The sequence below is a fragment of the Methylomonas sp. LW13 genome, from assembly GCF_016865255.1.
In the GTDB taxonomy this organism is placed as follows: domain Bacteria; phylum Pseudomonadota; class Gammaproteobacteria; order Methylococcales; family Methylomonadaceae; genus Methylomonas.
On sequence record NZ_CP033381.1, the window covers coordinates 4,174,615 to 4,186,612 of the forward strand.

An 11,998-nucleotide genomic window follows, 5' to 3' on the forward strand; every position below is an offset into this window, starting at 1 on the left:
CTTGATAACGCCAGTCCGTCGCTACAGGTGTTAGCCGATGGTTTAAAAGCCGCTTGCCGCGATTACACGCAGACGGTGTAACAGCCCGCGTCTTATGCTCTCACCCTGGAACTGGGTCATACCGTGCGCTATTTAGCCCGCTGTGTCACGTTGGTGTTATACGCGGCACTGGGTGAGCACGATCCCGATTTAGACGAGTTGGACAATCTGAGTCTGACTGACCTCAGCGGTGAAGACGATGACGAACAGGAATAAGCGCAATCGCTTAGGTCTCGTTATTCTCTTGGCTTTAAGGCGGATTACTTTAAGAGCTAGTCCGTTTTTTCGCGTCGCCGAGGGAGGACACAACTATGTCCAGTGAGGCTGAGCGCGAAGGCACTGGCGTTCAATTGTGTCTGCCGCAGCCGCGATTCGAGTCTGGGGAGTTGGTCGCGACGCCGGGCGCTTTGGATGTACTGGAACGCTTAGGCCTAAGCCCGTTCGATTTACTGCACCGTCATATCCGCGGGGATTGGGGCGATGTCTGTGCCGAGGATGCCAAGGCCAATGAAGACGCCTTACGCAGTGGCTCACGACTCCTGTCAGCCTATTACATTCCCACCCCAGCAGCGGATAGCTCCGCAACAGGGTCAGTCAAGCTCTGGTTGATAACCGAGGCAGACCGTAGCGTGACCACCATTCTGTTGCCTGAGGACTATTGAACAGCATCTGCCTGTTCGTTATCTCGTGCCATTTTTTTTAACACTGATTGATTTCGTAAATACTTTGGAGAACTTCTCATGACACAAAAAACTACCCAACCCGCATTAGAGTCTAATACTCCCGCTAAAGCCGCTGCAGAGACTGGCACAACCGATAGTGCAACTACCGGCACGGCCACTGCTAAAGGCGCGACAACCACTGCTGGTAAAACCGTGTCGGTCAAACCTGCGAAAAATCAACCGCTGGCAGAGCAAGTCAAGGCATCGGCTATGACTTCCGATGACCTCACTAGCCAAGATAACGGCGCTGGCGGTGGTACTGGCACGGATGCTAATGGTGACGGTGATGGTGATACTGATCAGGCTGGAGTGGACGGTGTGGGTGTTAGTGCCCATGCAACGCTTACTACAGATGCTGATGCAGAAACCAACATTGGGCGCACACGTACACCGGGAGGCAAAAACACCGGCAAAGCCTCTGACACCAAAGGTGAACTCTCGCCGGAAATCGTGGAACTGGTGACGGAGTTGCGCGATACGGTCAAGCAACTTGCCCCCAACCGGCATACGCCTAAGACCTTGAAACGAGCGTTGTCTAATGTCGCCGCGATTCTGCAGGACATCGACAGCCTCTATCAACAAGCCGAATAATCGCTATTCGCCGTGACAAGCGCTTGTCAGTTTTACTAGTTCTGAACTGACACCTTTTTTTTAGATCCCGACGTGACTTTTCCGAATGGGCTTCACCGCTCAGGCTAAGTCACGTCTATTGATCGGAGAACACATCATGAATAACCCTTTTCAAGTACACGAACTGCCTGGCCATTTCCTGATAGTACGTCCCGTTACTGAAGCGGAAATAGTGGCGATGGCCAAGCATTTAATCGCGCAGCAGTTCATCCGTGGTCAGGCGTTAACCTCACCTGACGATGCGCGTGAGTTTCTGATGCTGGAATTAGCCCACTTAGAGCATGAGGTGTTCTATTGCATTTTCCTCGATAACCAATACCGCATTATTGAGGCTGAGGCCTGTTTCCAGGGCACGATAGATAGCGCCAATGTCTATCCGCGTGAACTGGTGAAACGAACCTTGCAATTGAATGCCCGCGCGGTGATTTTGGCGCATAACCATCCCTCGGGATTGGCGGAACCCAGCGAAGCAGACCGTGCGATTACGCGTAAATTAATCGACGCCCTCAATCTGGTCGAAGTAAGAGTGTTGGATCATTTCATTATTGCCGGCATCGAGCAATTTTCCTTCGCGGAACGGGGCTTGTTATGAGCGGGAATGCACTATTGGCCGACAGAAAGTTTCGCGTTGTGGTGTTGACCTGTTTGACGTTTATCCGCTTGCCATGGATCGGCGTGAACACCCGTGTTGGTAACAGCCGTGCCGGCAACCCTGAACCAGTCGCCAATTGGCGACAAACCTCACCCGTGTATCCACGATGGGGCTTACGGCGTCTATTGCCATCATACCTTCGGAACGCTGCACATCGTTTAGGCATGTTAATGCACATTAACATGCCTATGCGGGCATTTATGATCAGCGATGTAGCAATGAATGCGGACATTAGCGACGTGAGCGACATGGCTGTCGCGGACCGGATCGACTTCACTAGCATCGGTGTCCTTGATGTCCTTATCAACGTCTTTTGTGACGTCGATGTACTTGCTACCGTTGCGGCCTTTTTTGCCCCTGATGTCCTCAATGATGTTGATGTGATTGATGTCGTTAATGACATCAATGCGATTCATCGAGGCGCGGTAGATCACGAGGAGGCTGCGGTATGACCAACGACTCGTCATTACCCATGACACATGATCATGCAGTCCGCAGTCGTGTCGCGCTGATGGTGTATCTCGATAATCTGGCACCCAGCGGTCGCCGTTCGATGCGGTCCTTGTTACAACGCGCGGGTCGGTTGTTGGCTTGGTCAGGGACAGTGGAGGACATGCCCTGGCTGTCGTTACGTTATCAGCAGCTGATGCAGTTGCGGGCGGCGTTACGCCAAGCGGATTTGTCGATCAATACCGTGAATACCTGTCTCGCGGCGATACGCGGAGTGTTGAAAGCCGGCTTTTTGCTGGGTGACTATCCCGCAGAGGACTGGCAACGGATTCAGGCGCTAAACAGTGTGCGCGATAAAGTGCTGCCAGCCGGTCGCCAGTTGGCGACACGGGAAATCCACCGGCTGTTGGCGGTGTGCGAACAAGACCAAGCCGCCCTGATCGGCCAACGCGATGCTGCCATTCTAGCCTTGTTGGTGTTTGCCGGCCTGCGGCGCAGTGAAGTCGCTAGTCTCCGTGTCAACGATTATGCGCCCCGCAACGGCTTGCTGCTAATTTGTGAAGGTAAAGGGCAGAAGCCGCGTGAGTTGCAGTTGCCGGCCCAGGCCAGGCAGGCATTAAAGCGCTGGCTGCATCAACGCGGCTGTGTGCCGGGGCCGTTGTTTTGCCAATTGGCGAAAACCCAGCGCTGTTCTGATCAAGAGCATGTCGAGCGAAACCGAAGCAGTCAGGGTTGTTTACCGACCGAATCGATCAACGCCCACCAGGTGTATGCGCTGCTCAGGCGGCGTTGCCGACAGGCGAAGCTCAAGCCCTGTACACCGCACGATTTACGTCGCACGTTTATCAGCAAGCTGTTGGAACAAGGTGTGGACTTTAACACCACCCGGCAATTGGCCGGCCATGAGCACTTGCAAACCACGACCTTGTATGACCGCCGTACAGTGAAAACGCAACGACAAGCTATGGCGAATTTTCGCTTGTAACAAGCTAACAGCACGCTGCTGGTTGGCACAGCCCAACCGCGTTATTCACAAAACTGTCAATCAACGATGCCGGTATGCCGCTCCCAATTTGGGCGGGATGCTGTGCGTTTAAATCACCCCACCGAATTATCTCTGTTATCTGGAGGATTTTTTATGCCTGCACTAATTGAACACATCGATACCATTGCTCGCCAAAAACAACGGGCGGTGTTGTATCTGGAATTTCATCCGCAATCGGCCTCCGCAGACTCGTCCGCTTACGACTATGAAGCCGATAACAAACGCCAAGCATTTTTAGACTGGCTGCAACAACACGGCATCGCCTGGCAGCCTAGCGCGCCGATAGCCTCAGGCAGTGGTTTCGGCGCCTATCTCGGCCAGATCTATATCGATTTGCGGATGGACGATGACGATCCACTGTATTGCCGTTTACGTGATCACTTGGAATATCCCGATGGCTCGATGCGCGATCCTAACCAACGTTTTTTCTATCTGCCGTTGGAGATTGCTATGCGTAATGCTCATCACGACGAGCCGGGATTTTGGGAGAAATGGGCCGAGGATTTTTAGTCACGTTGCAAGTCATGCCTTCGCGATTTTTTCGGGAAGGTTCATGCACAAAACTATTTTGCAAAGATAACAAAGTCGGCAATACCGATGCCGTTTTTTCAAATTATTTTTTAACCAAAAAGGACACCCAAAACTAACGAATATCACGCAGTGAAAAATGCGCGAATTTTTGCGAAAAAAACACACTGCAAAAAACACCGCAAAAACGCGGGAAAAACCGCGATTTTCAAAACTGTAAATGAGTTGCACCTCAACAAACCGTGGTGCCAATCATGTCCGAAAAAAACCATTCACAACTGCCATTTGTACCGAGATTTATCCGCATTCGCGATGCGCCGTTTTATCTCGGTATGGACAAAAACCGCTTTAACGCAGAGGTCAGACCGGCGCTCACCGAAATCAAAATCGGTACGCAAGGTATTGCCTTTGATCGCAACGAACTTGATGCCTGGGCCGACGATTACGTGCGTCGTGTCGGTACGCCGGGTAACCAAAAACTGGAGAAAGAAACATGGCAAAAAAATCAACAGGGCTTACCAAAAGGAACGGTGTCTGGCACATCAATAAAGTTATCAAAGGAAAAAGACTTTATGAAAGCACTGGCACAAGTGACCTCGAAGAAGCGGAGCGCTACTTAACGCAACGCATCACTGAATATCGGGGACAACTGATCTATGGCGAAAGAAAGTCCTATACCTTTATTGAGGCGGCAACGAAATACCTGAAAGAAGTCGAGAAGAAAAGTCTGGATCGGGATGCCGTCACGTTGAAGGCGGCGATACCTTTTATCGGTGATACGCCATTGGAAAAACTCCACATGGGCACGCTGGATAAGTTTATCGCCGCGAGGAAAAAGTCCGGCCTGAAAAATGCCACCATAAATCGTGATTTGGCGATTATTCGCCGGATCTTAACCTTGGCGGCACGACTATGGCGGGATGAGTTCGGTAATTCATGGCTCAGTGAACCGCCGCTTCTTCAGCCTTTAAAATCCGATTTACGCAAACCGTATCCTATCGATAGCGAAGAAGAGCAGCGCTTATTGACTGAATTACCGGAACATCTACAAGCGATGGTGACATTCGCCTTACATACCGGGCTACGCGAACAAGAACTGACTCAACTGCAATGGTCTGAAGAAAATCGCAAACTGGGGGTGTTTGTGTTGCCTGGCGACAGGACTAAAAATAATGAGGATCGAATTGTGCCGTTAAATAGCAAGGCGCTGGCAATTATCAATGCACAACGCGGTAAGCATGATGACTATGTCTTTACCTTTAAAGGCGAGCCCGTGCAACGCATCAACGGTCACGCCTGGCGTAAAGCCAGAAAACGAGCAGGCCTGGAGCAATGCCGCGTACACGATCTGCGCCATACGTTTGGTCGACGGCTACGTGCAGCTGGCGTCAGCTTTGAAAATAGGCAAGATTTGTTGGGTCACAAGTCCAATCGAATTACGGATCACTATTGTAAGGCGGAACTGGAAGAGCTGCAGGCTGCCGTTGAACGATTATGTAGCCTTTAGACCGTTACGCCCATGAAGGATTGTCTGCATTCATGGGCACTACTCTCCCCATTCAATACAGAGCCAACCAGCCGCAGGCTCAAAGCTGTGAAATCGAATGACCCCATTTCAATCCCAAAACAAAACCATAGAGAGGAATACCCTAATGTTCAATGACCGCTTAATCCAAACCCTACGCGATGCCCGGCATCTGGTTATTTTGACCGGCGCCGGGGTGTCCGCTGAATCGGGCATTCCGACGTTTCGCGATGCCATGACCGGACTGTGAGCGCGATACGATCCCCAGCAATTAGCCAGTGAGGCCGGTTTTCGTGCTGATCCAGCCTTAGTCTGGGGTTGGTATGAATGGCGTCACGCCAAGGTCATGCACTCGTCACCGAATCCGGCACATCGGGCAATTGCACAGCTTCAGCAAATGGTCCCGAAGCTAACGCTGATTACCCAAAATGTCGATGACTTGCATGAACGCGCCGGTAGTAAGTTCGTCATCCATCTGCACGGCAGTTTACATACCGCGCAGTGTATTGCCTGTGCCACGCCGTTTGAGCTAATCGCAGTCCCAACAAGCTTATCTGAATCAAAGCGGGTTGAACCGCCTCGCTGTCCGGCTTGCGGTGATTACATTCGTCCCGGCGTGGTGTGGTTCGGTGAATCGTTGCCCTTAGACAGCTGGCATGCTGCCGAAGATGCCGCTCAGCATTGCGACGTATTGATGAGCATCGGCACATCGGCGTTGGTTTATCCCGCGGCCAGTTTGCCGCTCGTTGCCCTCAATGCAGGTGCCAAGGTGATTCAACTCAATCCAGATAAAACCAACCTGGATGCCAAAGCCCACTTTAATCTACACGGTAAGGCGGGTGATCTATTGCCCGCACTGCTGCAAGCCGCGTATACCCAGTAAAGCGATGGGTGCCGACAAAAACCCAGAGAACGGACAGGCGGAACGATGAACCTAAAACAACGCGAACAGCTTGCCAGTCTGCAACATTCAATTGACGAGTTGGAACAGCATCTGAATCAAATACAACGCAAGATGCGTCGACTGGCGAGATTGGCGTCTCCCTCCGATGTAAAAAACGACGCCGAGTATAGCGAAGCCGAAATCGAGGGCTTATTGCGCTTTAACCAGCGGTTGATGACTGTTGAAGACCATTTAAGGACTTTTGCGGAAACCCAAAACCAGTGGATGAGCGCACAAGTCGCCGATAGCCGCACGGTGTTGGACGATTACGAAATTGACGTTAAGCTGTGTTTTGTGCTGTGCTCGGACGATCCTGAATTTGACGAGGACTCGGATAATTTCTTAGCCACCCGCGAGATCAGTCTCAAGGGGCTGGATGTCGATAATCGGCATGCCGACGGCCAAGACCACCGTAATCCCCTGCGATCCTTTCCCGAGCCACTACGCCAAGTTATTCTGTGCCGGTTATTTTATGACTTGATCAGTTATAACTACAGTTTTGCACAACCCGAGCTGAGCCTGCGGGACTGCTTACGCATAGACAACATCTGGGTCAATGTGGCCGTAAGGCATCAGGCGACTTTGGATATTGAAACCGGTGAGTGGGAAAAGCCGACTGCTTGAGAGATTCATGAAGTGACGAGTTGAAGGGCAAAAACGGGGCTTGGGGGTTTGCCTCTGGATAACACAAAATCCAGTGGGCTTGCTCGCAGGCAAGTATCGACCGCGCCTGTGATACAAGTTGGATTTTTGGCTGGCAGCTAGTCCGCAGAAGATCGAACGTGCTCTATCAGAATTGAAGGGGCGACAATCCGTCACTACGAAGCTGGACGAAGCATAACGCCAAGTCGCGTAAATCTCGCGTACTCAAATTTCAGGCATAAAAAAAGCAGGTATCGAATTAACGATAACAGCTTGATTTTTATAGTCATTCGATGGTGGGTCGTGTGCGATTCGAACGCACGACCATCGCATTAAAAGTGCATCACCAACGAATTGAAACAACGTGAAACTGTAGTGTATTCCTTATATAGCGGTAGTTTCAAGTTGTTTCAATCTGAGTCGATTTTGTATCAGTTTGTTTGACCAGTGCGCCTAAATTTACGCCTTGCAGTGCAAGTGCGCTCGATAAAATCATATAGCCAAATTATTATCATGATTTTGCCTAACTTCTGAAAGCCACTCTGCAAAAATGGTAAACACAAAATTAAGACCTACGATCAAAACTGACGTGACGAAAAAAATTAAAGCAACCAGATCCGCGACATATTTCATAGGAGTTCCCCATTAATTTAATTTCCTTGAGTTCGATTATCCAGTTATCAGAGAATCATGCCGTGCAGGGCTTCGCAGTTTTGACCGCACCGACGCCGGTTAATTGCGGATATGTAGCGCAATTCACACTTCCTAAATTGCTAACAATAAACACCGAAAACCTGCCGGGTTATTAACGGAATTGCGTCCATCCATCGTATAAATTTGGTCGGCAAAATACATTACATGGAGAGGGAATATGCACGATCACCGGCCAAGCAAAACAAACATTAAACCCGCGATTGATCGCTGTGGTCACGATTCATTTTTGACAGAATTTAAGCATGGCGAGCCGACCGGCAATTATATTTGTGCGGGATGTGGGCGTCATCTTTCGGAGATTTTGCAAACGTCAGATTCACAAATGTCATATCCCCCCGTTCATTCGTTGAAATAAACCAGCGGTCGCGGAACACCTAAATACCAATCGGTAACAGTTACCGACTGCTCGTGATCGGTTGCACTTGAAAAGATAGACGAATCGCTAAGAACGAACTTCGGAAACCGCAACACTAATGCCATTTTCCCCTCGATATACTTACCTTGCGTTCAATGGCGATTGATCGCAGCCGGCCCGAGTTACCCAAATGCCCGGGTCGGCATCTTGTCAGTTCATGAGATTGCAAGGATGCATCAGCCGGCAAGCCTTATACGGGGGCTTTGCCGGCTTTTTTATGGGTGATGAATTTTTGATGGTACAATTTTTTCAAGTTGGCAACTGGCTAAACCGGAAGGATTAGTTCCCCGGTCGTTGGAAGTAGTTGCAAGAAAAGGCTGCGATTCGTCGTGGCCTTTTCTTTTTGTGGCCGATTGTATCGATTGGGCTTTTGGGCTATATTCAAACCGTCGGCAACCCCAGCTTTGGCTGCTGGGATCGATGTCGGCGCAAGCAAAGGATGCGATTATTATTCGTGTCCTTTGTTTTTTGCGCGACATTTCATTATCGACGCGGCCTAGATTCAATCTATGGTTATTTCCACCGATGCCGAGAAATTCCTAAGGCCTTGCAAAATAAAGGTAACGCAAAATTTGCGTTACTGATGTGGTGCAGCTTTTGCACCCCATCGGCAGTGATACTTTATCCGCTTAAAACGGTTTGCTTGCTCCCCGATATTGGGGAGCGATCACAATTCCGACTAATTATCGGAATTCATTGGCGCTGAACCATCTTTCAAGACCGATAGCGGATTTACGCTATCGCGTTCAGATGTGAAAGGATCGGATTTCAAATCCGACCCTTCCGACGTCTTCCAGGTCGGATTTGAATTTTCTAGCAAGCTTGATTGTACTCTCGTGTTTTACTTTGCACTGTTCAGCAATAATCAAGGTGGTAGTTGTCAATTTCTGTCCATGAACTTCGACCAGCTTCAATTTTGCATCGGTGCTCATGCTGCCTCCACGTCGATAGCTAAGTCGAAACTTTCAAGCAGAGCCAGAATGTCCGATTTTCGCCAGGCAGTTGTCCGCTTACCAAGCTTGATCGGTTGCGGGTATTCGCCCGATGCTACGCGGGCCAGGAACGTTGATCGACCAATCGGCAGCAATGGATCAATGCCGCGCTTTTCGTCGCCTGTGATATGCCAGACGCGCAAATAGCCTAACGCTACTGCCGCCATTCTGTGTGGGCTTGGTTTGCTTGCCATCGTGACCTCCTAAATAGGTCTAGTGAACGATGGTGATATGTTGATGGATGATTTCGGGCCTATTTGCGCCGTTTTCCGAATTTGAAATAGGGCCACACGAACCACTGCGCATTGACCGTCGCAGTGCTATCGGCTACTTTTGGGCTGACTTTTACTGTTGGAGGAAATGGGTATGTGTAAGGGAATGATGTTTTTGGTTTTCGTTTTGGCGGCTTTTCCGGTTGTTGTATTAGCGGATGATGTTAATTTATCTGATCAGTACAAAAAATGCGTGGCTGATTCTGGTGGCGTCACCAACGAATTACTCGGTTGCATTTCAACGGAAACCGAAATTCAAGATGCACGACTGAATAAAGCCTACAAGTCAGCAATGACCGGAATCGAAAAGCAGAGAGTTAAAGCGCTACAAGAAGCCCAAAGAGCATGGTTGAAATATCGGGACGCAAATTGCGGATTTTATGCAGATCCAGACGGCGGCACATCGGCGGCTATCAATTCTAACGAATGTATTGTTTCTGAAACAGGGAATAGAGCAAAAGAGCTTGAAATTATTGCGGGAAGCAGACCATGATCAGAAAAATTATATTTTACCCGATTCTATTTTTATCAACATGCGCAACTATTGATGATTCTGTTTATTCACCATTCTATTTTGGGCCAGACAATATTTCAATCGGAGACGCCAGATTAAAGGTAAGGCAATTCGTAAGAGAAAATCCAAATAATTTTTCAGTATCAAGAATGGCTTGCGATTCTTTGGGTATTTATGCTCAGAATTCTAAGCCTATCAATTATCCTTTGAGTACGTGTGAAAAAGAGGCTCAAGAATATTACGCCGAAATTAGGTCTGAAATTAAAGCAAAGTCCTATTCGGCAAACAAAGATAATTTAGCGCGTCAGCAAGAAAGAATTGATGAGGAAATACGCCAAATAGCGGCAAAAAAAACAGCGGAAGAAGAGGATAAAAAGCGAAAGAAAGATGAGTTAAAAATATTACTAAAAACAGGAAAAAAGCAACCAGAATCAGTCGAGGAAGCATCAATTTTTTATGATGCAAAGCAAGGAGAAGCATTAGCAAACTCGCCAAAAATAAAACCTGATAACCAATTTTATTCAATGGTTGGAATGATTAATCGTATGGATGGCGACAATATTTTTGTTGCGCAGCTACTAACTAGCAGAAGTTATTTTAAGGTTCGCATACCTGAAAAATTAAAAGATGAATTCGAGAAAACAGCAAAAGTAAATGGATGGTTTGGCATTGTTGGGAAATACACCGAAAACAGCGAAGTGCTATTGGTGCTACTTCAATCGGTGCCTGTTCCTATTTTTGATGCAGTTTATTTTCAATCTTTAAATTGAAATTGGAGAAAAAAGGGCAATACAAAACTAAGTCGTTCGCCTATCGTTTTCCGGTGGGTTAATAGGTCATTAACCGCTAATAACGTCCAATAAATAGCAAAAAGCCGCGACGGTGTGCGGCCTTCAAAAATGTCACCAGCAATGACTTAACGCCACTCGCCCGTTACCGGGTCTTGGATGAATAAATTAAGGACAAATGGCTCGTCTCGCTCAAAGCGACCGGATTCAACGTAATCGAAGGCCATATCAACGGTATAGTCGCCTTCCCAGCTTTCAATCCATTGGCATTCCAGGTCGGCTGAGCCTTCGGGTGGTAGTACCAAAAAACGATCTGTCGCATTCGCATGCCAAGCCAGCCAGTAACCGTTGCTGGTTTTAGCGTAAGTAGCGGTACCAAGCCACCTTGATAGCTCCTTGTCACCGTTTGCCATCTGCATCGCGATACGTGGGCGGTAGCCCTTGAATAACATTGCCATGACGTCAAACACCGCGTAATGATTGAGTTGATAAAAGGCCAGGATTGTTAGCGAGTGGTCAAGAGCCGCTCGAACCTGCTTAACCAGATTGAGAAACCAGCTAACCCGCTACCGTGGTCAAGAGCCACGGACGAATTAGCCGGTAAACTTCTTTTTTGGGATGCTGCGCTATCACATCTCGCTGATACTGGCATACAGCCTGCCTTGCAATCCGATCACCATAAAGCCAGTGATGAAAGAACGAGCGCCGATCAGAACTTCAATTTACCATAATCCAGAGACATATCAACACAAAGGGAGCCCTGGATTGGTCGATTGCTGGTTTCTTCTTTATGCATTCCGGCTGTAAAAAGCGGCTCAGTCAACAATCTCCTGGCTATCGCCCTGTTACAGCCTTAATGCGTCGTGGGTGCGACGGTGGTGTGAGCTGTATCTTGACTGTTGTATTCATTGGGGCCTATTCTTACGATGCCTTGATGCCAAGAATGGTTGTCTTGGGAACGTCAAGGCGTTAATAAGGCTCATCCTCGCCGAGCAGTCCACGCTCAACCAGGACTTTCCGCTGTCTCTCCCTCGCCATAGCCATTCGATCAACGAAATCGGTTTTTAGTCGCTCAATCAATTCTTTGTCCATTTTGCCGATCACCCTACCGACATCTCCATTCAAAA

Annotated in this window: 17 protein-coding genes and 1 pseudogene; 13 read left to right on the forward strand and 5 right to left on the reverse strand. The window is 48.8% G+C overall.

What is annotated here, in order from left to right:
- Nucleotides 1-123: 123 nt before the first annotated feature.
- From JL719_RS24310 to JL719_RS18755, 4 genes are all read left to right on the forward strand, one after another.
- On the forward strand, nt 124-255 hold the full coding sequence (locus JL719_RS24310) for a hypothetical protein (protein ID WP_256438903.1): 132 nt from the start codon (nt 124-126) through the stop codon (nt 253-255).
- 95 nt (nt 256-350) lie between these two features.
- A complete protein-coding gene (locus tag JL719_RS18745) occupies nt 351-701 on the forward strand; it encodes a hypothetical protein (RefSeq protein ID WP_051670323.1) in 351 nt (116 codons plus the stop codon).
- Nucleotides 702-779: 78 nt separating this feature from the next.
- Nucleotides 780-1,352, forward strand: coding sequence for a hypothetical protein (locus JL719_RS18750; protein ID WP_033158459.1), 573 nt, complete (start codon nt 780-782; stop codon nt 1,350-1,352).
- Nucleotides 1,353-1,488: 136 nt separating this feature from the next.
- A complete protein-coding gene (locus JL719_RS18755) occupies nt 1,489-1,983 on the forward strand; it encodes a JAB domain-containing protein (protein WP_033158458.1) in 495 nt (164 codons plus the stop codon).
- Nucleotides 1,984-2,210: 227 nt separating this feature from the next.
- On the opposite strand, the gene JL719_RS18760 is transcribed toward JL719_RS18755, so the two are convergent.
- The gene (locus tag JL719_RS18760; protein WP_129871433.1) at nt 2,211-2,459 is read right to left on the reverse strand and encodes a hypothetical protein; all 249 of its coding nucleotides are present in this window, start codon (nt 2,457-2,459) and stop codon (nt 2,211-2,213) included.
- A 32-nt stretch (nt 2,460-2,491) separates the two neighbouring features.
- Here JL719_RS18760 and JL719_RS18765 point away from each other — a divergent pair, with 32 nt between their 5' ends.
- From JL719_RS18765 to JL719_RS18785, 7 genes and pseudogenes are all read left to right on the forward strand, one after another.
- Nucleotides 2,492-3,478 (forward strand): tyrosine-type recombinase/integrase, encoded by a 987-nt coding sequence (locus JL719_RS18765; RefSeq protein WP_033158456.1) that lies wholly within the window; start codon nt 2,492-2,494, stop codon nt 3,476-3,478.
- A gap of 153 nt (nt 3,479-3,631) precedes the next feature.
- Nucleotides 3,632-4,048 carry a hypothetical protein gene (locus JL719_RS18770; RefSeq protein WP_033158455.1) on the forward strand — a complete coding sequence of 139 codons (417 nt, stop codon included), beginning with the start codon at nt 3,632-3,634 and terminating at the stop codon, nt 4,046-4,048.
- Nucleotides 4,049-4,320: 272 nt separating this feature from the next.
- Complete coding sequence (locus tag JL719_RS24155; RefSeq protein ID WP_051670320.1) at nt 4,321-4,686, forward strand: hypothetical protein; 366 nt, start codon at nt 4,321-4,323, stop codon at nt 4,684-4,686.
- 128 nt (nt 4,687-4,814) lie between these two features.
- The gene (locus JL719_RS18775; protein WP_225893121.1) at nt 4,815-5,573 is read left to right on the forward strand and encodes a tyrosine-type recombinase/integrase; all 759 of its coding nucleotides are present in this window, start codon (nt 4,815-4,817) and stop codon (nt 5,571-5,573) included.
- Between the two features lie 145 nt (nt 5,574-5,718).
- The gene (locus JL719_RS24315) at nt 5,719-5,841 is read left to right on the forward strand and encodes a Sir2 family NAD-dependent protein deacetylase (RefSeq protein ID WP_256438904.1); all 123 of its coding nucleotides are present in this window, start codon (nt 5,719-5,721) and stop codon (nt 5,839-5,841) included.
- Between the two features lie 15 nt (nt 5,842-5,856).
- Nucleotides 5,857-6,474 (forward strand): annotated as a pseudogene (locus tag JL719_RS18780) (Sir2 family NAD-dependent protein deacetylase); the annotation flags it as partial.
- Nucleotides 6,475-6,519: 45 nt separating this feature from the next.
- Nucleotides 6,520-7,158 (forward strand): hypothetical protein, encoded by a 639-nt coding sequence (locus JL719_RS18785; RefSeq protein ID WP_033158453.1) that lies wholly within the window; start codon nt 6,520-6,522, stop codon nt 7,156-7,158.
- 1,893 nt (nt 7,159-9,051) lie between these two features.
- On the opposite strand, the gene JL719_RS18790 is transcribed toward JL719_RS18785, so the two are convergent.
- Both JL719_RS18790 and JL719_RS18795 read right to left on the reverse strand, forming a co-directional pair.
- Nucleotides 9,052-9,237, reverse strand: a complete 186-nt coding sequence (locus JL719_RS18790) for a hypothetical protein (RefSeq protein WP_033158452.1) — start codon at nt 9,235-9,237, stop codon at nt 9,052-9,054.
- Nucleotides 9,234-9,491 (reverse strand): helix-turn-helix transcriptional regulator, encoded by a 258-nt coding sequence (locus JL719_RS18795; RefSeq protein WP_225892906.1) that lies wholly within the window; start codon nt 9,489-9,491, stop codon nt 9,234-9,236. Before JL719_RS18795 ends, JL719_RS18790 begins: the two co-directional genes overlap by 4 nt.
- Nucleotides 9,492-9,663: 172 nt before the next feature.
- On the opposite strand from JL719_RS18795, the gene JL719_RS18800 reads away from it, so the two are divergent.
- Both JL719_RS18800 and JL719_RS18805 read left to right on the forward strand, forming a co-directional pair.
- Nucleotides 9,664-10,062 (forward strand): lysozyme inhibitor LprI family protein, encoded by a 399-nt coding sequence (locus JL719_RS18800; protein WP_051670315.1) that lies wholly within the window; start codon nt 9,664-9,666, stop codon nt 10,060-10,062.
- The gene (locus tag JL719_RS18805) at nt 10,059-10,853 is read left to right on the forward strand and encodes a hypothetical protein (RefSeq protein WP_033158450.1); all 795 of its coding nucleotides are present in this window, start codon (nt 10,059-10,061) and stop codon (nt 10,851-10,853) included. Before JL719_RS18800 ends, JL719_RS18805 begins: the two co-directional genes overlap by 4 nt.
- 146 nt (nt 10,854-10,999) lie before the next feature.
- Here the strand turns inward: JL719_RS18805 and JL719_RS18810 are convergent, their stop codons facing one another.
- Complete coding sequence (locus JL719_RS18810; protein WP_129871434.1) at nt 11,000-11,329, reverse strand: hypothetical protein; 330 nt, start codon at nt 11,327-11,329, stop codon at nt 11,000-11,002.
- Nucleotides 11,330-11,840: 511 nt separating this feature from the next.
- Entirely contained in the window at nt 11,841-11,996 is a 156-nt protein-coding gene (locus tag JL719_RS18815) for a hypothetical protein (protein ID WP_165385984.1), read from the reverse strand.
- Nucleotides 11,997-11,998: the final 2 nt, after the last annotated feature.

Bases quoted from the DNA above. Each gene is read 5' to 3' on its own strand.
- JL719_RS18745 (WP_051670323.1), top strand. From the start codon at position 351: ATGTCCAGTGAGGCTGAGCGCGAAGGCACTGGCGTTCAATTGTGTCTG.
- JL719_RS18750 (WP_033158459.1), top strand. From the start codon at position 780: ATGACACAAAAAACTACCCAACCCGCATTAGAGTCTAATACTCCCGCT.
- JL719_RS18755 (WP_033158458.1), top strand. From the start codon at position 1,489: ATGAATAACCCTTTTCAAGTACACGAACTGCCTGGCCATTTCCTGATA.
- JL719_RS18760 (WP_129871433.1), bottom strand. From the start codon at position 2,459: ATGAATCGCATTGATGTCATTAACGACATCAATCACATCAACATCATT.
- JL719_RS18765 (WP_033158456.1), top strand. From the start codon at position 2,492: ATGACCAACGACTCGTCATTACCCATGACACATGATCATGCAGTCCGC.
- JL719_RS18770 (WP_033158455.1), top strand. From the start codon at position 3,632: ATGCCTGCACTAATTGAACACATCGATACCATTGCTCGCCAAAAACAA.
- JL719_RS24155 (WP_051670320.1), top strand. From the start codon at position 4,321: ATGTCCGAAAAAAACCATTCACAACTGCCATTTGTACCGAGATTTATC.
- JL719_RS24315 (WP_256438904.1), top strand. From the start codon at position 5,719: ATGTTCAATGACCGCTTAATCCAAACCCTACGCGATGCCCGGCATCTG.
- JL719_RS18785 (WP_033158453.1), top strand. From the start codon at position 6,520: ATGAACCTAAAACAACGCGAACAGCTTGCCAGTCTGCAACATTCAATT.
- JL719_RS18790 (WP_033158452.1), bottom strand. From the start codon at position 9,237: ATGAGCACCGATGCAAAATTGAAGCTGGTCGAAGTTCATGGACAGAAA.
- JL719_RS18795 (WP_225892906.1), bottom strand. From the start codon at position 9,491: ATGGCAAGCAAACCAAGCCCACACAGAATGGCGGCAGTAGCGTTAGGC.
- JL719_RS18800 (WP_051670315.1), top strand. From the start codon at position 9,664: ATGTGTAAGGGAATGATGTTTTTGGTTTTCGTTTTGGCGGCTTTTCCG.
- JL719_RS18805 (WP_033158450.1), top strand. From the start codon at position 10,059: ATGATCAGAAAAATTATATTTTACCCGATTCTATTTTTATCAACATGC.
- JL719_RS18810 (WP_129871434.1), bottom strand. From the start codon at position 11,329: ATGGCAATGTTATTCAAGGGCTACCGCCCACGTATCGCGATGCAGATG.